Annotated in this window: 14 protein-coding genes; 6 read left to right on the top strand and 8 right to left on the bottom strand. The window is 71.5% G+C overall.

Annotated elements, in window-relative coordinates; all coding sequences use genetic code 11:
- Positions 1-168 precede the first annotated feature (168 nt).
- The gene (locus ADK54_RS27035; RefSeq protein WP_053728335.1) at positions 169-1,770 is read left to right on the top strand and encodes a DUF5691 domain-containing protein; all 1,602 of its coding nucleotides are present in this window, start codon (positions 169-171) and stop codon (positions 1,768-1,770) included.
- 348 nt (positions 1,771-2,118) lie between these two features.
- Here ADK54_RS27035 and ADK54_RS27030 read toward each other — a convergent pair whose 3' ends face one another.
- The gene (locus tag ADK54_RS27030) at positions 2,119-2,532 is read right to left on the bottom strand and encodes a cobalamin B12-binding domain-containing protein (RefSeq protein ID WP_053728334.1); all 414 of its coding nucleotides are present in this window, start codon (positions 2,530-2,532) and stop codon (positions 2,119-2,121) included.
- A gap of 382 nt (positions 2,533-2,914) precedes the next feature.
- On the opposite strand from ADK54_RS27030, the gene ADK54_RS27025 reads away from it, so the two are divergent.
- Complete coding sequence (locus tag ADK54_RS27025) at positions 2,915-3,739, top strand: alpha/beta fold hydrolase (RefSeq protein WP_234392213.1); 825 nt, start codon at positions 2,915-2,917, stop codon at positions 3,737-3,739.
- 400 nt (positions 3,740-4,139) lie between these two features.
- Complete coding sequence (locus ADK54_RS27020) at positions 4,140-5,687, top strand: M23 family metallopeptidase (RefSeq protein ID WP_053728333.1); 1,548 nt, start codon at positions 4,140-4,142, stop codon at positions 5,685-5,687.
- A 12-nt stretch (positions 5,688-5,699) separates the two neighbouring features.
- On the opposite strand, the gene pcrA is transcribed toward ADK54_RS27020, so the two are convergent.
- Positions 5,700-8,156 (bottom strand): DNA helicase PcrA, encoded by a 2,457-nt coding sequence (gene pcrA, locus ADK54_RS27015; protein ID WP_053728332.1) that lies wholly within the window; start codon positions 8,154-8,156, stop codon positions 5,700-5,702.
- Positions 8,157-8,358: 202 nt separating this feature from the next.
- Between pcrA and ADK54_RS27010 the strand changes: the two genes are divergently transcribed.
- Complete coding sequence (locus ADK54_RS27010; protein ID WP_053728331.1) at positions 8,359-9,489, top strand: NlpC/P60 family protein; 1,131 nt, start codon at positions 8,359-8,361, stop codon at positions 9,487-9,489.
- A 16-nt stretch (positions 9,490-9,505) separates the two neighbouring features.
- Here the strand turns inward: ADK54_RS27010 and ADK54_RS27005 are convergent, their stop codons facing one another.
- Entirely contained in the window at positions 9,506-9,859 is a 354-nt protein-coding gene (locus ADK54_RS27005; RefSeq protein WP_053728330.1) for a hypothetical protein, read from the bottom strand.
- Between the two features lie 362 nt (positions 9,860-10,221).
- Between ADK54_RS27005 and ADK54_RS27000 the strand changes: the two genes are divergently transcribed.
- Positions 10,222-11,274, top strand: coding sequence for a C40 family peptidase (locus ADK54_RS27000; RefSeq protein ID WP_053728336.1), 1,053 nt, complete (start codon positions 10,222-10,224; stop codon positions 11,272-11,274).
- A gap of 19 nt (positions 11,275-11,293) precedes the next feature.
- Here ADK54_RS27000 and ADK54_RS26995 read toward each other — a convergent pair whose 3' ends face one another.
- The 4 genes from ADK54_RS26995 to ADK54_RS26980 all read right to left on the bottom strand — a co-directional run bounded on the left by ADK54_RS26995 (position 11,294) and on the right by ADK54_RS26980 (position 15,783).
- Positions 11,294-12,430 (bottom strand): alpha/beta hydrolase, encoded by a 1,137-nt coding sequence (locus ADK54_RS26995; protein WP_053728329.1) that lies wholly within the window; start codon positions 12,428-12,430, stop codon positions 11,294-11,296.
- A gap of 81 nt (positions 12,431-12,511) precedes the next feature.
- Complete coding sequence (locus ADK54_RS26990) at positions 12,512-13,732, bottom strand: alpha/beta hydrolase (RefSeq protein ID WP_078966661.1); 1,221 nt, start codon at positions 13,730-13,732, stop codon at positions 12,512-12,514.
- Between the two features lie 93 nt (positions 13,733-13,825).
- Complete coding sequence (locus ADK54_RS26985) at positions 13,826-14,506, bottom strand: LuxR C-terminal-related transcriptional regulator (protein ID WP_053728328.1); 681 nt, start codon at positions 14,504-14,506, stop codon at positions 13,826-13,828.
- Positions 14,503-15,783, bottom strand: coding sequence for a PspC domain-containing protein (locus ADK54_RS26980; protein WP_053728327.1), 1,281 nt, complete (start codon positions 15,781-15,783; stop codon positions 14,503-14,505). Before ADK54_RS26980 ends, ADK54_RS26985 begins: the two co-directional genes overlap by 4 nt.
- Before the next feature lie 199 nt (positions 15,784-15,982).
- Between ADK54_RS26980 and ADK54_RS26975 the strand changes: the two genes are divergently transcribed.
- Positions 15,983-17,275, top strand: coding sequence for a PspC domain-containing protein (locus ADK54_RS26975; RefSeq protein ID WP_053728326.1), 1,293 nt, complete (start codon positions 15,983-15,985; stop codon positions 17,273-17,275).
- A 156-nt stretch (positions 17,276-17,431) separates the two neighbouring features.
- On the opposite strand, the gene ADK54_RS26970 is transcribed toward ADK54_RS26975, so the two are convergent.
- Positions 17,432-17,950: a DoxX family protein gene (locus ADK54_RS26970; RefSeq protein ID WP_053728325.1), complete on the bottom strand. Its 519-nt coding sequence runs from the start codon at positions 17,948-17,950 to the stop codon at positions 17,432-17,434.
- Between the last annotated feature and the right edge of the window lie 330 nt (positions 17,951-18,280).

Raw genomic sequence — 18,280 nt, 5'->3', positions numbered from 1 at the left:
GCCGCAGCCCCGCCCCGCGACATCTGCCCGCACAGCCGACCGCAGGGCGGCGCCGCCACCACCGGCCCGCACCCGCCTGGCACGCCGCACCCGCACCACAGGGCGCAGGGCGCCGCACCGACGAGGCGAAACGAAGCAGAACGAACCGAAGCCATGGAAGGGAACTAGATGTCCGGCTCTACCGTCAACGCGGCCGCTGTCTCAACCGGCTCCTGGGAGGAGCTCGTGACCTCGGCACTGCTGGGCACCGACCGGCGGCCGGCGGCCGGCAAGCCCGAGGAACTTCTCGACGCCGCCGCGACGCAGACCTTGCGACGCAGGGCGGGGCTGGTTCCGGCGACCGCGGGAGTACGTCCGCAGCCCGCACCACCAGACGAGCGGCTCGCGCTGCCGGAGGCGGCCCGGCGGCGGCTTGGGATGCTGCTGGCCGACCGTTCGGCGCCCGCGCACGCCGGGGGCAGGCGTGGGAGCGCCCCGGATCTTGGGGAGCTGCTCCCCCAGTGGCTGGCCGTCGCCAACGAGCGGGGTCTGCGCGCCCCGTCGGCGCTCCTGCCCGCGCTCCTCGACGCGGCCCGGGCCCGCACCGATCTGCGCCCGCAGGCCCTGACCTTCGCGGGCCCGCGCGGGCTGTGGCTGGCCCGGCTCAACCCGGAGTGGCGCTTCGCGCTGCGCGGCGCGTCGGGCAGCGCGGTGCTGCCCGACCCCGGGGACGCCGAATCCGTACGACTCCTCTGGGGCGAGGGCCTGTTCGCGGAGCGGGTGGCGCTGCTCGGGGCAGTGCGGGCGTACGCCCCGGAGGCCGGCAGGGCGCTGCTCGCCGCGACGTGGGCGACGGAGCGGGCCGAGGACCGGCTGATGTTCCTGGACTCGCTGCGCGACGGGCTCTCGGCGGAGGACGAGCCGTTCCTGGAGAGGGCGTTGGCCGACCGGAGCCGCAATGTGCGGGCGACGGCGGCTGAGTTGCTGTCCGCGTTGCCGGGTTCGGCGCTGGCGGGGCGGATGGCGCAGCGGGCGATGACCTGCGTGTCCCTGGACCGGACGGGCGACGGGACGCTGATCTCGGTGGAGGCGCCGCACGAGTGCGACGCGGCGATGCAGCGGGACGGGGTCGCGCCGAGGCCGCCGGCGGGGCGGGGCGAACGGTCGTGGTGGCTGGGCCAGTTGGTGGAGTCGGCCCCGCTGGACACGTGGCCGGCGAGGCTCGGCGGGCGCACCGCCCGCGACATCGTGGCGCTGCCCGTGGCCGACGGCTGGGGCGAAGAGCTGCACGCCGCGTGGTGCCGGGCGGCGGTGCGGCAGCGTGATGCGGAGTGGTCCCGGGCCCTGCTCGGCGCCCCGTCGGCGCCGCCCGGCGAGGGCGCGGGCACGGCGTCGTTGGCCGAGCGGGCCAAGCTCCTGTCGACCCTCGGGGAGGCCGAACGGGCGGACTGGGTGGCCCGGTTCATATCCGCGCATGGCCTGTCGGAGGCGTTCCAGTTGCTCGGGGTCTGCGTGGTGCCGTGGGCGGGGGCGCTGGGGCGGGCGGTAGTGGACGCGCTGGAAATCGCGCGGGACGCGGGGAGCTACCCGTGGAGCTTCAGCGGCGTGATGGGCCTGGCCGAGCGCTGCCTCGACCCTTCGGAGTCCCCGCGTCTGGAGGCCCTGACGGCCACGCCGCCGGAGGATGAAGGGGCGTCGCCGGGGGCCGGGGGGTACTGGGCGGAGGCGTTTCAGCGGCTGGTGGCGACGTTGCGCTTGCGCGCGGCGATGCGAGAGGAACTGTCGGGCTAGCACCCCCGGGGGGGCTCCGCCCCCATTCCCCCGCTCCTCGACTCGCCGGAGGGGCTGGATGGGGACGGCAGCCTGCCGACGCGGGGCCATTTTGCGCAGTTCCCCGCGCCCCTAAACCCGCCTCTGACCGCGGACCGTGCGTGGTTGCTCGCGCAGTTCCCCGCGCCCCTAGCAGCATCGATACTGGCCAGCACCGGCACCTTCAGCCCGTCATGGGGGTCCCCCCTGGCCCTTAAGGCCTTGGGGGAGTTTGAGGACGAGCGCCCTTAAGGCGCGAACGGGGTCTGGGGCGGAGCAGCCCCAGAGGACGACCACCGGGCCGCAGCAAAAGGCGGCCAGGGTCAGCCGCTACGCCCCCGTGGGCTGCCGCACATTCGCGTTGACCCACGTGACGATAGACGCCGTGGTCGCCCCCGGCGTGAAGATCTCCGCCACCCCGAGTTCCTTCAACGGCGGAATGTCCGCCTCGGGGATGATGCCGCCGCCGAAGACCTTGATGTCCTCCGCGTCCCGCTCCTTCAGGAGCTCCAGCACCTTCGCGAACAGCGTGTTGTGCGCACCGGAGAGGATGGAGAGGCCGATGGCGTCGGCGTCCTCCTGGATCGCGGTGTCGACGATCTGCTCGGGCGTCTGGTGCAGCCCGGTGTAGATGACCTCCATGCCGGCGTCACGCAGCGCCCGAGCGATGACCTTGGCCCCGCGATCGTGACCGTCGAGCCCCGGCTTGGCCACCACCACGCGGATCGGACCAGTTACACCCATCACTGCCTCCACATGTCCCACCTGCGCACCCCCGCGCCGAAGGGCCGGGGAAGTGAACGAACGTTATCCACAGCATCCCGCAACCCGCCGTTTCGCGGTGGAGAGGGAGGGGGAAATCACACGTGGGACACGTTCGTTTTGCACCGTACCCGCATCAGTCGGCTCACCGGCACCGCCGGAGGGCGGTTGTGACCGGGCGGGCGCGGTCGCAAGGGGAGCCGCTACGAAGGCGCCGCACCACCGTGCCGTCAGCCGCGCGGCACGGTGGTCCGGCCCCTCGTATGTCGGGGCCGGCTCAGGCGGGGGCCTTCAAAGGCGGAGCCCCATGAGGGCATACGGGGGACGGAGCGGCCTCTCGTGTGCCATTCGGGAGGTCGCCGTCGTGCAGGTCTTTTCGTTACTGCCGCTGTGTGTGCGCCGGGCGTGGCTGTCGGCGGCGCTGATCCGGGCCACCGCGCTGGATCTGGCCGTGCTGGCCGGGCACCTGCTGCTGTACCCCTCGGGCCTGACGCCCGAGCGGCATCCCGCGCCCGACCCGGCCGCCGCACCACAGTTGCCCACCGCCGGCCGCTCGCACCCGCCCGTGGTCCTGCTGCACGGCTTCATCGACAACCGGTCGGTGTTCGTGCTGCTGCGCCGCTCGCTGGCCCGGCACGGCTGGCGGCATCTCGAATCGCTCAACTACTCCCCGCTGACCGGCGACATCAGGGTCGCCGCCGAGCTGCTCGGCCGCCATGTCGAGGAGATCTGCGCCCGCACCGGCCACCGCGAGGTGGACATGGTGGGGCACAGCCTGGGCGGCCTGATAGCCCGCTACTACGTGCAGCGCCTGGGCGGCGACCTCCGGGTCCGTACGCTCGTCACGCTGGGCACCCCGCATTCCGGCACGCGCTCTGCGCAGCTCGCCCACGCTCACCCGATCGTGCGCCAGATGTGCCCCGGATCGGATCTCATCGAGGAGCTGCGCAGGCCGGCGCCCGGAATCCGTACCCGGTTCGTGAGTTTCTGGAGCGACCTGGACACGCTGATGATTCCGGTCGAGACGGCCCGGGTCGAGCACCCGGATCTGCTCGCGCAGAACGTGAGGGTGACGGGGATCGGTCATCTGGCGATGCCGGTCCACCCGGCCGTCGCGGCGGGGGTGCGGCAGGCGCTGACGGCCGGGGAACCGGAGGCCGCCGACCACGACGCGTTCTCGGTGGCCTGAGCGGAAGGCCCGGAGCCGGCGCGCCACCGCACGACAAGGCCCCCCGCCCGGAGCCCGGAGCGGCACCACAGGACTAAGTCCTCACCACCCGCCACTCACCACAGCCCGCCCCCCACCGTCCCCCGAGGCCCCTCCCCCATGGCCTGATTCAGGCTCCGCCCACCCCGGCAGCAACGTATCCGCACCCGTCCGCCGTCGAACGAATCCCGAACACACGGCCAAACCTCTGCCCACAGTCCACCGAAAGGCGGCTGATTGCCCGTTTCCCGTAACCAAGAAACCTGCCGAAGATTGTCGGTCTCGCATACCGCCGGGTACAGTCACGCCACTGCTGTCCCCGGGACCCCCGCCCCTTAGGGACCCGGCCGCAGGTTCTGTTGCCGAGGCGAGAGAGAAGTTGGTGACTGACCAGCACGCCCACGCCGGGTACGTCGGACACGACGGTTACCTCAGCGGCAGCAGTGGCCACGACGGCAACAGCGCTCCCTCCCACCCCACCGGGGGCTACGACGCCGATCCGCTCTTCGGCGCGATGCAGGGCGGCTACGGCGGCCAGAACGGCTACGCGGCAGGCCGGACAGGCCAGTTCGACACCGGCGCCTTCGCCTCCTCGTACGACACCACCGGCCAGTGGACGGTTCCGCACCAGGCGACGGCGTACGAACCGGACGGCGCGACCGGCACGTTCGACACCGGCACGTTCACCACCGGCACCTTCCAGGCCAACGCCTTCGGCACCGGCCAGTTCGACACCGGCACGTTCACCACCCCGGTCTTCCCCACCCAGAGTTCCGGCACCGGCTCGTTCGCGACGGGCACCTTCGACACCGGCGCCTTCGACACGACGGGCCAGTGGGACGCCAACGCGTGGCACCAGGCGCAGGGCACCGGCCAGTACGACAACAGCGCGTTCACCTCCGCGTACGACACGACGGGCCAGTGGGCCGTGCCCGGCACGCAGTCCGAGACCGGGACGTACGACGCGACCGCGTGGAACGCGATGGCGACGGCGGCCACGACGACGATGCCCGCCCAGCCCGAGGCCCAACTCCCTTACGAGACAGCCGAGTTCCCCCAGGTGGAGCTCGCGGACGAGTTCGTCGAGGCGTTCACCGACGAGCCCGCCCCCGAGCCGGAGCCCGTCGGCCTTCCGGCCGATCTGCCCGGCGCGGCCGTCCCCGGTTCGCGCGCCGAGGCCCGGCGCAACGCCGGCCGTCGGCGGCGCAGCCCCGCCAAGCGTTCGGCGCTGCTGACCGTCGCGGTTCCGTCCGTGTGCGTGATGGGGGTCGCGGGTGTCGCGGTCGCCTCCGTCGGCGGGCTCACCGGCGGCAAGGACGACGGCGGCACCGTGACGGCCGCGTCCGACCCCGCGTCGGTCAAGCCGGTCGCCGCCAACACCAAGCTGGACACCCAGCTCGCCAATCTCAGCGCCGACGCGAACGGCTTCGCCGACCGCGCCAGCCGGACGCAGGAACGTATCGACCTCAAGGCCCGCCAGGACGCGGAGAAGAAGAAAAAGGAGGACGCGGCCGCCGCGAAGGAGGCCGCGCGCCCCAAGTTCGTCCTGCCGGTGACGCAGAAGGGGCTCAGCGCCTACTACGGACAGGCCGGCGTCAACTGGATGTCGGTGCACACCGGCATCGACTTCCCGGTCTCGTACGGCACTCCGGTGATGTCCGCGATCGACGGCACGGTCCGCACGCAGTGGAACAGTGCGTACGGAAACATGGCCATAGTGACCGGCGCCGACGGCACCGAGACCTGGTACTGCCACCTGTCCAGCACCAAGATCCGCTCGGGTCCGGTGAAGGCCGGCGACGTCATCGCGTACTCGGGGAACTCCGGCAACTCCACCGGGCCGCACCTCCACTTCGAGGTACGGCCGGGCGGCGGCTCGTCGATCGACCCCCTGCCGTGGCTGCGCAGCCACGACCTGGACCCGACGTAACCAGAGGCTCGGTCAGAGCTTCTCCACCGGCGCGTACCGCAACAACAGCTTCTTCGGACGTTCGTCGCCGAAATCGATCGTGGCCTGGGCGTCCGAGCCCGAACCCGTCACCGTCATCACGGTGCCCAGGCCGAACTGGTCGTGCGTGACGCGGTCGCCGACCGACAGGGCGATCACCGGCTTGTCGTTGCCGCGCCGCGTCGCGAAGCCCGAGGGCCCCGCCTTGGAGCGCGACGAGGACAGCGAGTTGCCGATGCCGCCACCCAGCGACTTGCCCGACACCGGGCCCGCCGGGGCCGCCATCGGACCGGTCCGCTTCCACTCCAGGTGCTGGACCGGGATCTCCTCCAGGAAGCGCGATGCCGGGTTGTACGAGGGCTGGCCCCAGGCGCTGCGCATCGAGGAGCGGGTCAAGTACAGCCGCTCGCGGGCGCGCGTGATGCCGACGTAGGCGAGGCGTCGCTCCTCTTCCAGCTCCTTGACCTGGCCGAGCGCCCGCATGTGCGGGAAGACGCCGTCCTCCATGCCGGTGAGGAACACGACGGGGAATTCGAGGCCCTTGGCGGTGTGGAGCGTCATCAGCGTGATGACTCCTGAACCGTTCTCGTCCTCGTCGGGGATCTGGTCGGAGTCGGCGACCAGGGCCACCTTCTCCAGGAATTCCGCGAGCGTGCCCGCGCCCTCTTCCTCGCCGCGCTCCTGCTCGAACTCCAGGGCCACGGCGGCGAGTTCCTGAAGGTTCTCGATGCGGGTCTCGTCCTGCGGGTCGGTGGAGGCCTGCAACTCGGCGAGGTAGCCGGTCCGTTCGAGGACCGCTTCGAGGACGACCGCGGGGCCGGCGCCGGAGTCCACGATCGTACGGAGCTCCTCCATCAGCGCGTTGAAGCGCTTGACGGCGTTGGCCGAGCGGGCCGCCATGCCGTACGCCTCGTCGACGCGGCGCAGCGCCTGCGGGAAGGTGATCTTCTCGCGCAGCGACAGGGCGTCGATCATCGCTTCGGCGCGCTCGCCGATGCCGCGCTTGGGCACGTTGAGGATGCGCCGCAGCGGGACGGTGTCCTCGGCGTTCGACAGGACGCGCAGATAGGCCAGGACGTCCCTGACCTCCTTGCGCTCGTAGAAGCGGACGCCGCCGACGACCTTGTAGGGCAGGCCGACCCGGATGAAGATCTCTTCGAAGACGCGGGACTGCGCGTTGGTGCGGTAGAAGACGGCGACGTCGCCCGCCTTGGCCTCGCCCTTGTCGGTGAGCCGGTCGATCTCGTCGGCGACGAACTGCGCCTCGTCGTGCTCGGTGTCGGCGACGTACCCGGTGATCTGCGCACCCGGGCCCGCGTCCGTCCACAGGTTCTTCGGGCGGCGGCTCTCGTTGCGCTCGATCACCGCGTTGGCGGCAGACAGGATCGTCTGTGTGGAGCGGTAGTTCTGCTCCAGGAGGATCGTCGTCGCGCTCGGGTAGTCCTCCTCGAACTGGAGGATGTTGCGGATCGTCGCGCCGCGGAAGGCGTAGATCGACTGGTCGGCGTCGCCCACCACGCACAGCTCGGCGGGGGCCTGCGCCTCGCCAGAGGGGCCCACCAGCTCCCGCACCAGCGTGTACTGGGCGTGGTTGGTGTCCTGGTACTCGTCCACCAGGACGTGCCTGAAGCGCAGCCGGTAGTGCTCGGCCACGTCCGGGAAGGCCTGGAGGAGGTGGACCGTGGTCATGATGATGTCGTCGAAGTCGAGCGCGTTGGCCTCGCGCAGCCTCGCCTGGTACATCGTGTAGGCCTGGGCGAGCGTCTTCTCGAAGCCGTCCGCGGCCTGGCCCGCGAAGGTCTCCTCGTCGATCAGCTCGTTCTTCAGGTTGGACACCTTGGCGCTGAACGACTTCGGCGGGAAGCGCTTGGGGTCCAGGTCGAGGTCACGGCAGACCAGCGCCATCAGTCGCTTGGAGTCGGCCGCGTCGTAGATCGAGAACGACGAGGTGAAGCCGAGCTTCTTCGACTCGCGGCGCAGGATCCGCACGCAGGCGCTGTGGAACGTCATGACCCACATCGCGTTGGCGCGCGGGCCGACCAGCTGCTCGACGCGCTCCTTCATCTCGCCCGCGGCCTTGTTGGTGAAGGTGATCGCGAGGATCTGGCCGGGGTGCACGCCGCGGGTCGCCAGCAGGTGGGCGATGCGGTGCGTGAGCACCCGGGTCTTGCCGGAGCCGGCGCCGGCCACGATGAGCAGCGGCGAGCCCGCGTGCACCACGGCGGCGCGCTGCTGTTCGTTCAGGCCTTCCAGGAGGGCCGCCGCGTCGATCGCCGGGCGCGGGGCGCCGCCGCGGTAGTACGCGTCACGGTCCGCGGGCGCGTCGAACCGGCCCCCGAACAGGTCGTCCGGCACCGCTTCGGGTGCGTGCGACTCCTCGGGCGGCGGCGGGTGCTCCTCCTCGGAGGGCTGGAGGTCCGCCAGGAAGCTGTCGTCAAAGAGGCTGCTCATCGTCTCCCGAGTCTAGGCCGCCCCTCTGACACTCCGCCGCCGCCTTCGGAGAGACGGTTCGCGACTACGCACCGTAACGGTCACGGGAATGTATCGGGCCTGTCGGACATCAACCTTCCCAGGAGCCACGGGAGTTGGCTAGCGTGCCGCAGCAAGCCGGGGAACGCCCCCGTCCGGAACGCTCCGGAAGGAGGTGTCGGCCTTGCCCTCACACCGCAAGCCGCGCACTCGAATAGGCACTACCGCGCCCGCCCTGGGCGTGACGACGGCCGCGCTCGCCTCGGTGAGCCTGCTCGCGCAGAGCGCGGACGCCGCGCCCGCCGGGCCGAAGCCGAGCATCGAAGAGGTGCAGAAGAAGGTCGACGACCTCTACCGGCAGGCGGACCTGGCCACCCAGAAGTACGACGCGGCCAAGGAGGCGACGGCCACCCAGCGCGCGAAGGCCGACGCGCTGCTCGACCAGGTGGCGGCCGGCACGGCGAAGCTGAACGACACCCGGCGGGTGATCGGCGGCTATGCCGCGGCGCAGTACCGCGACGGCGGGGTCACCCCCACCATGACGCTGCTGTTCTCGGACGACCCGCAGGCGTTCTTCGACCAGAACCAGTTGATGGGCCGGCTCTCCGACGAGCAGCAGAAGACGCTGAGCGCGTTCGAGACGCAGCGCGCGGAGAACGCGAAGAAGCGGGCCGAGGCGAGCCGGAGCCTGGCCGCGCTGACCACCTCGCAGCAGACGCTGCGGGCGGGCAAGCAGGACGTGCAGACCAAGCTGGCCGCCGCCCGCACGCTGCTGTCGACGCTGACCGCGCAGGAGAAGGCGCGGCTCGCCGCGATCGAGAAGAAGAAGCAGGACGAGGCCAAGCGCAAGGCCGCCGAGCTGGCCGCGCAGCAGGCGGCGGCCGCCGCCAAGAAGAAGCAGGCCCCGCCCGCCGGCCACGCACCTTCATCACCTTCATCACCCTCGTCGCCCTCGTCGCCCGCCACGACCAAGGCGGCCAAGGCGCTCGCCTTCGCCCGCGCCCAGATGGGCAAGCCGTACGTGTGGGGCGCGACCGGCCCGGCCTCCTACGACTGCTCGGGTCTTACGCAGGCCGCGTGGAAGGCGGCCGGGGTGGAGCTGCCGCGCACCACCTGGGACCAGGTGAAGGTGGGCACCAGGGTCGCGACGGCCGATCTGCAACCCGGTGACCTGGTCTTCTTCTACGACGACATCAGCCATGTCGGCATGTACATCGGCAACGGCATGATGATCCACGCGCCGCACTCCGGGGCGTACGTACGCGAGGAGTCGATCTACTACATGCCGATCTACGGCAGCGTGCGGCCCGCGTAACCCCGGCGGTCGGGCCTCAGGTCCAGAGCAGCGCGATGAAGATGTTCGCGACGGTGAGGCCGCCGACCACGCCGAACGCGGCCTTCTCGACCTTCTCCTCGTCCCGCTTCACATAGACCAGGCCCAGGATCACGATCAGGAACGCGAGCTTCACGCCGAGCTTGACGGTGTTCAGGGTGTTGTCGTCGGCCTGGTTGAGACCGACCAGGGCGACGCCGGTGACCAGCATGGTCAGGGCGCCGTGCAGCATCGCCGGGACGAAGCGGGCGGTGCCCGCGCTCATCGCCTTCATCTGCGTCAGGAATCCGCCGAGCAGCGAAGCGATGCCGATGATGTGCAGGCCGACGACGACCTTGATGAGTACGTCCATGGGCCGGAGCCTAATTCCCTCGTAGCAGGCGCCGTGCAGCGGGTGGGGCCCAACCGGCACTTCGGTCACAGCAGGCGCGCACCCCGCGGGCCATCGCCCCGGCTTCGGTCGAAGTCGGTCGCGCGGATGCCGGAAAGGGGCACTTGCCGTCATTACGCCGCTCGACCGTGTCGCCCAGGTTTAGCGTCCTCCACCAGGTGGCCGACTCCCCACCGCCGCCGCTCCACCGGGCGGCTGTCGGTCACCACCGCCGAAAGATCCGGCGACGGGCCGTCCCCCTGTGCGGTCCGTCGTCGGGACGGCTCCCCTCCCCGGAGCCGCAGCGCGGAAGCACTGCCGTACGGAAGGACGTGAAGGCCCTCGTGGCTGCGCACCGAAAGCCCAAGCAGCATCCGCTCACCGGCCCCGCCGCCCGCACCGCCGCGACGCTCGCCCTGGCGTCGGCGGCCACCGCCACCCTCTTCGAGGGCTCCGGGCACGCCGAGCCGAAGCTCACCCCGGCGCAGGTCAAGGCCAAGGTCGACCAGCTGTACCACGACGCGGAGGTCACGACGGAGGCGTACGACGGCACGAAGGAGAAGGCGGACGCTACCGAGCGTTCGCTGAGCGAGCTGCGCGACGAGGCCGCCCGCAAGACCCAGCAGCTCAACACCGCGCGCAACGCGCTGGGTTCGCTCGCGGCCGCCCAGTACCGCAGCGGTTCGGTCGCCCCCGAGCTCCAGCTGATCCTCTCCTCGGACCCGAAGCGGTACCTGGACGACGCCGCGCTGGCCGAGCGCGCCGGGGACCGGACGGCGACCGCCGTGTCGGGGGTGCGGAAGCAGCTCGCCGAGCTCGACCAGCTGCACACGACCGCCGACGGAAAGCTCGCCGAGCTGCGCGGCCAGCAGTCCACGCTGCAGAAGCAGAAGAGCGACATCCAGTCGAAGATCACCTCGGCCGAGGCGCTGCTCGCCCAGCTCACCGCGCCGGAGCGGGCCGCCTACGAGGAGTCCGACGCGGCCCCCGCCGACACCCGGGCCAGCCGCTCGGCCGACACCCCGCGCGCGCCGATCGCGGCCCCCACCGACCGCGCCGCGGCCGCCGTCTCCTTCGCCTACAGCGCGCTCGGCAAGCCGTACGTGTGGGGCGCGACGGGCCCCTCGTCCTTCGACTGCTCGGGCCTGACCCAGGCCGCCTGGCGCTCGGCCGGGGTGCAGCTGCCGCGCACCACGTACACCCAGATCAACGCGGGCAGCCGGGTGCCGCGTTCCCAACTGGCGCCGGGCGACCTGGTGTTCTTCTACTCCGGGATCAGCCACGTGGGGATCTACATCGGCGGCGGCCAGATGATCCACGCGCCGCACCCGGGGGCGCCGGTGCGGGTCGCGCCGATCGACCAGATGCCGTTCGCGGGGGCCGTGCGGCCCGCGTGACGCGACAGTTGACGAACCGTCAGACCCCTTGTTCGGGTTGGACCTTGACGCCCGCGCCCATCTCCTTGGTCAGCCAGCGGAAGACGTCCGGGACCTGGGTCTTCCACACCGCGCTCGCGTGGCCGCCGCCGTTGAGCTTGACCACGGTCACCGCGGTGGGCGCCTTGGCGGCCTGCTTGAGGGCGAGCCCGTCGTTGTAGCCGTCGGTCTGCTCACCGGAGACGAACAGCGAGATCCGCGGCGGGGTCTTGGCGTGCTTGAGGATCCACAGCGGGTTGGTCTCCTCGCGCAGCTTGGGGTTCTTCGCGGCGATCGAGTCCTTCTCGGCGGCCGGGTCGTTGTAGCCGGACAGGTCGACACCGGCCCGGTAGCGGTCGGGGTGCTCGATGGCGAGCTTGGCGGCGCAGTGGGCGCCCGCCGAGTACCCGGCGACGGCCCAGCCTTCGGCGCGGGTGTCGGCCCGGAAGTTGTCGGTGACCATCTTGCGGACGTCCACGCTCAGCCACGTGTCCGCGTTCACGACGCCGGGCACGTTCGCGCAGCCGGTGTCCTTGCCGTCCAGGAGCGTGGTGCGCGGCGAGACCAGGATGAACGGCGCGACCTCGCCCTTCTCCATCATCGGCGTGAGCTGCTCCTGCGTCTTCAGGGTGCCGAACCAGGCGCCTATCGACCCGGGGTAGCCGGGCAGCAGCTCGACGACGGGGAACGTCTTGTCCTTGTACGCCGGGTCGTTGTACTGCGGCGGCAGCCACACCGCCACATCGCCCTCGACCCCGGACACCTGCCCCTTGAGCGTGGTCTTCACGACGCCCTTGCCGACCTTGTTCGTGTACGGCTCGAACTTCTGCTTCACCTTGGGCTCGTTGGCCGCGTTCCTGCCGCCGGTGCCGTCGGGGCCGAGGTCGGGGGCGGCGTTCACGTGGTTGCCGCCGCCCAGCAGGTCGTCCCAGGTGTCGTACAGGCCGTTGGCGTTGTTGACGAAGAGGAAGACCACCAGGATCGCGGTGACCTGGGCGAAGCCCAGCATGAGGAGCCGCGAGATCCAGCGCACGAAGGCCGGACCGCCGATTCTGGTCCACAGGACGAGCGGCAGCAGCAGGGCTGCCAGCGCCGCGAGGATCGCGATCACGAGGAAGGGGGTTCCGGTCAGGCTCATCACGCCCCCCTAGAGGGACGGCCGCGAACACCAGTTGCCCGATTTACCAGCGTTTTACCAAAGGGTGACGCCCAGTGCCCTTTACCTCTCACCCCGTACGCCACCGGCGCCCGTGGCCTGCACGACCGCCGCGTCGCCACTCCCGCCGTTGGGCCGCAGGCCTCCCTTGGCGTCCTTCACGTCCTTCGTGTTCTGTACGCCGCTGACCTGGCCGGACAGCCAGCGGAACACCTCCGGCAGGAGCGGCTTCCACACCACGTTCAGATGGCCGCCGCCGGTCTTCTGCACCCACACCTTGGTGGGGTCCTTCGCGGCCTTGCGCAGCGCGAGGCCGTCCTCGTAGCCGTCGCCCGGCTGGCCGGTGAGGAAGAGCGAGGTCTTCGGCGGGTGCTTGGCGTGGGTCAGTATCCACAGCGGGTTGGTCTCGCGGCGCAGCGCCGGGGCGCCCGCCGTGATCGAGTCGGACTCGGCGGCCGGGTCGTTGTAGCCGGACAGCGAGATGCCCGCGCGGTAGCGGTCGGGGTGCTCGATCGCGAGCTTCGCCGAGCAGTGGGCGCCGGCCGATATCCCGGCGACGGCCCAGCCGTCCGCGCCCGTCTCGGCACGGAAGTTGTCGGTGACCATCTTGCGGACGTCCACGCTCAGCCACGTGTCCGCGTTCACGATGCCCGGCACATTGGCGCAGCCGGTGTCCTGCCCGGCGAGCAGCGAGGTGCGCGGCGCGACCAGGATGAACGGCTTGACCTCGCCGCTGGCCATCAGCGGCCGCAGCTGCTGGGTGGCGTCGAGGTTGCTGAACCAGTCCCTGGCCGAGCCGGGGTAGCCGGGCAGCAGCTCGACCACGGGAAAGTCCTTGGCCTTGTACGCCGGGTCGTCGTACTGCGGCGGCAGCCACACGTACACCTCGCCGTCCGCCCCCGAGACCCGGCCGGTCAGATGCGTGACCTGGACGCCGGTGCCCATGCTGGAGTCGTCGACCGGGGCGAAGTCCTGCTTGACGCGGGGCTCCTTGGCGATGCTGCGCCCGCCGGTGCCGTCCACGCCGAGGTTGGGAGCCGCGCCGACGTGGCTGTCGGTGCCGAGCAGGTCGCCCCAATTGTCGTAGAGGCCGTTCGCGTTGTTGACGGCGACGAACACCACGACGACCGCCGAGGCCTGGGCGATGAGCACCATGAACAGCCGCACGGCCCCGCGCACCACGACCGGCCCGCCGACCTTGTGCCAGACAAGCAGCGGCACCAGAACGGCGAGCGCGGCCACCACGATCGCGGTGACGAAGAAGGGAGTTCCGGTCAGGCTCATCACGTCCGGCAAGAGTGACATGAGCGCGTCCGGGTTGCCGGTTTTGCCATGGTTTTACAAAGGAGAAACCGCCGGTCACCCCTGCACGGCGGCTCAGACCAGCCGGCGTGCCGTGGCCCAGCGGGTCAGCTCGTGACGGTTGGACAGCTGGAGCTTGCGCAGCACCGCCGAGACGTGCGACTCGACCGTCTTGACGGAGATGAACAGCTGCTTGGCGATCTCCTTGTACGCGTAGCCCCGGGCGATCAGGCGCAGCACCTCGCGCTCGCGCTGGGTGAGCCGGTCCATGTCCTCGTCGACCGGCGGCGCGTCCGTGGAGGCGAACGCGTCCAGGACGAAGCCCGCCAGGCGCGGCGAGAACACCGCGTCGCCGTCCTGCACCCGGAAGATCGAGTCGACCAGGTCGGTGCCGGTGATGGTCTTGGTGACGTAGCCGCGGGCACCCCCGCGGATCACGCCGATCACGTCCTCCGCCGCGTCCGAGACGGACAGCGCGAGGAAGCGGACCGGGTTCTCGGCGGCCGCCATCATGGCCGCCGAGCGGCGCAGCACCTCGACGCCGCCGCCCCCGGGCAGGTGGACGTCGAGCAGCACCACTTCGGGGCGGGTCGCGGTGATCACCGTGATCGCCTGGTCGACGTCGGCGGCCTCGCCGACCACCTCGACGCCCGTGCTCTCGGTCTGGCCGATCTCCGCCTGGACTCCGGTGCGGAACATCCGGTGGTCGTCGACGAGGACCACCCTGACGTGGCGGCCTGTCGTTTCCTCGGTCATCCCTCTGCCCTCTCCATCTCCAGCTCGACCTCCGTGCCCCCGCCGGGCACCGAACGCAGCCTCGCCGTACCGCCGTTGCGCTGCATCCGGCCGATGATTGATTCTCGTACGCCCATCCGGTCGGCGGGCACCGCGTCGGGATCGAATCCGGGGCCCCGGTCCCGCACGGAGACGAAGACCGTGCGGCCCTCCACCTCCGCGTACACCTGGACGGCGCCGCCCTCGCCACCGTACTTGGCCGCGTTCACCATCGCCTCGCGCGCGGCCTGCATCTGTGCGGTCAGGCCGTCGTCCAGCGGGCAGTCGCCCACGACGACCACCTCCAGCGGGACGCCGTGCTTGTCCTCGACCTCGGCCGCCGCCTTCTTGACGGCCTCGGCGAGCGTCTCGGGTTCCTCTTCCTTCTCCTTGCCGGTGCCTTCCGGCTTGTACAGCCAGGCACGCAGCTCGCGCTCCTGCGCCCGGGCCAGGCGCCGCACTTCGCCGACGTTCTCCGCGTTGCGCTGGATCAGGGTCAGGGTGTGCAGCACCGAGTCGTGTACGTGGGCGGCGACCTCGGCGCGCTCCTGGGCCCGGATGCGCATCAGGCGCTCCTCGGACAGGTCCTGCGTCATGCGGACGAGATAGGGCCCGGCGAGCAGGGCGATGCCTGCGAGCACCGCGATCGCCGCCGTCAGTACGTTGCCGAGCTGTGCGGCCGAGCCGTTGACCACGACGAAGCCGGTGAGCCCGGTGCCGACCAGGGCGACCCCGGCGAGCCCCCGGGCCACCGGGAGCCACCGGCTGCGCCGGGCGCCCTCGGTCCAGCGCGCCCGGCGCGTGTTGTCGGCCTGCCGCCACACCAGGATGACGCCGACGCCGATGAGGATGCTGGGGAAGACGTACGGGTTGGCCCAGCCGCCGACGTCCACCTTGGACGCGAAGATCGCGGCGCCGAAGACCAGCGCGATCAGGGCGACGACCTGGCCCTTGTCGGGCTTGCGGAGTCTGCGCCGGCCGTCCGGGCTGACCTCGAACGCGGAGCGCGGCCCGGCCGTCGTACCCCCGAGGCCCAGCGGCACCACGAACCAGAACACCGCGTAGAGCAGCGCGCCCAGGCCGTTGATCGAAAGCAGCCCCAGGAACACCACCCGCACCCACACCACCGGGAGCCCGAGGTGCCCGGCGAGCCCGCGCGCGACGCCGCCGAGCATCCGCCCCTCGGCGGAGCGGTACAGCTTGCGGACCGGCGCTTCGTCGGCCTCGGTCGGCGACAGGCGAGGGGTGGCGACTGACATGCCCCGATCGTCACACGGCCAGGGGCCCCCGGGCATCAGGGTTGGCCCCCAGGCTTCCCTGAGGCCAGCACCCCCTCGCGAGGGAGGCCGCCTCCCCCACAGGGGGGGGTGCTGATCTTGGCCCTTCAGGGCTGAAATCAGGGTGAGGCCAGGGTCGGGGCGGGTGCCGTGTGTCGCGCGGGCCCGTCACCATGTACGTATGAGCACGCCGACCGAGACGCCCCAAGCGCCGCCCGATCCGGCCCCCGAGGCCCCGCTGCTGCGCCGCAGCAGCCGCAACAAGGTCATCGGCGGAGTCTGCGGAGGCCTCGGCCGGTACTGCGACCTCGACCCGGTGATCTTCCGGATCGCGCTCGGCGTGCTGTCCGTGACCGGCGGCCTCGGCCTGGTCTTCTACGGGTTCGCCTGGCTGATCGTGCCGTTGGAGGGCGAGGACGAGAACGAGGCCCGCCGGCTGCTCACGGGCCGGGTCGAAGGCGCGGCGCTGGTAGCCGTGCTGATGGCCCTGGCGGGCTGCGGAATCTTCCTCACCATGCTGAGGAACGGTTCGGTGATGACGTTCGCCGTGCTGCTCGCGCTGCTCCTCGCGGGCGCCGCCGTCTGGTCGCAGCGCCGCTCCACCACGCCCGCGGACAGCCCGCTCGACCCGGTGGCGGCCCAGGCCGTGGCGGACGCGCCGCCCGAGACGAAGGCGCCGCCCGCGCCGTCCCCGCCGTCCTGGTGGCGGGACCCGATCGTCAAGGACGGCACCACGGGCCCGGTCCCGGCCGGCTATCTGTGGGGTCCCGCGGACGCGGACGCGCCCCGGGTCTCCAAGGCGACCCGCAAGGCCGCGAACGCCGCGGTACGGGCGAGCCGGGGGCCGCGCCCCATCGGCGGCCTGATCTTCCTCACGGCGCTACTCGCCTTCGGCGCCGGGCTCGGCGGCTCCTGGGACCACCAGCCGCTCGGCACCGGCCTGCAGATCGGGTTCGCGGCCGCGCTCGGGGTGTTCGCGCTCGGCCTGATGCTGAGCTCGTTCCTGGGCCGTACGGGGTTCGGCACGGTGTTCCTCGCGGTGCTCACGGCGGCCCTGCTCGCCGGGTCCGCGGCACTGCCCAAGTCGATCGACTCGCACTGGGCCCGGACGAACTGGACGCCCGCCGCGATCAGCGACGTACGGCCGGCCTACCACCTCGGCACCGGCGTCGGCACCCTCGACCTGAGCCGGCTCGCCGTGCCGCGGGGACAGACCGTGACGACGAGCACGGAGGTCGGCGCGGGCAGGGCGAGGGTCGTCGTACCGAAGGACGTGACAGTGAAGGTGACCTTCGACATGGGCCTCGGCGACATCCGGCTGCCCGGTGAGAAACCGGACGACATCCAGGTCACACCGGGCCAGAAGCGAACCGCGACCCTGACTCCGCCCGCCGGTGCCAAGCCGGCCGGGACGCTCGAACTCCATCTCAAGGTCGGCGTCGGCCAGGCGGAGGTGGACCGTGCTGCGTCATGAGTTCCGCCCGGGCCGGCTCATCGCCGGGCTGGCGATGATGGCCACCACCGTCCTGTTCGCGGGAGACGCGGCCGGGCAGTGGAACACCCCCTCGCCGGTGGCGATCCCACTGGTCTGCGGCGGCCTCGGGATCGCCTCGCTCGTGAGCTGGATCGACTACGGGGTGCGCAAGCGACGCCGGCTGGCGAGGAGCGCGTCGGCGGACAGCAACGGGGTCCCGGCCAGTACGAGCGGCAGCCAGGCCATCAAGTAGGCCAGGTCGTTGCCGTAGTAGTACGGGGTGGTCTGCCAGCTCACCGTGAGCCACAGGGAGAGCGAGATGAGCGCGCCGCCCAGTGCGGCGAGCCGCCCGAACAGGCCGAGCAACGTGCCGATGCCGACGGCCAGCTCGCCGAACGCGATGGCGTACCCGAACCCCGCGGGGCTCTTCAGGGCGAGGTCCACGAGGGCGGGGACCGCGGAGCTGTCCCGCACGCCGTGCATCAGCTCGCCGATGGACCCGGTGCCGGTCGCGTGGAAGAACGCGCTGTCCGTGAGCTTGTCGAGGCCGGCGTAGATGAAGGTCACGCCGAGGAAGATCCGCAGCGGCAGCAGTGCGTACTTGCGGGCCGTGGCCTGCCAGCCCCGGGCCTGTTCCGCCCCGGTCCCCACCCTGGTCGCATGTCCATGTGCCATGGCTGATCCCGCCTCCGTCCAATTCGCCTGTCACCAGACGATACGGACGAGGGGAACGGGTGTCTCATTCCCACCCCGGAACGAGCCGAGCGGCGCCGGCCCACCCGCCCGCCCGTGCAAGGGGGTGGGATGGTTCGGCTCCTGGGGCTGCGCCCCAGACCCCCTGCGGGGACTCCGTCCCCCGGACCCCGGCGTTCGTCCTCAATCGCCGGACGGGCTGAAGATGCCGACCCCGCCAGGGGCGCGGGGAACTGCGCGAGCACCACGTACGGTCCGCTGACGAAAGCGGGTCAGGGGCGCGGGGAACTGCGCGACCAGCCAGGCACAGCC

It is taken from the genome of Streptomyces sp. WM6378, from assembly GCF_001279695.1.
Lineage (GTDB): Bacteria > Actinomycetota > Actinomycetes > Streptomycetales > Streptomycetaceae > Streptomyces.
Note: the sequence above shows the minus strand (reverse complement) of the source record. Positions and strands in the feature narration are given on the sequence as shown.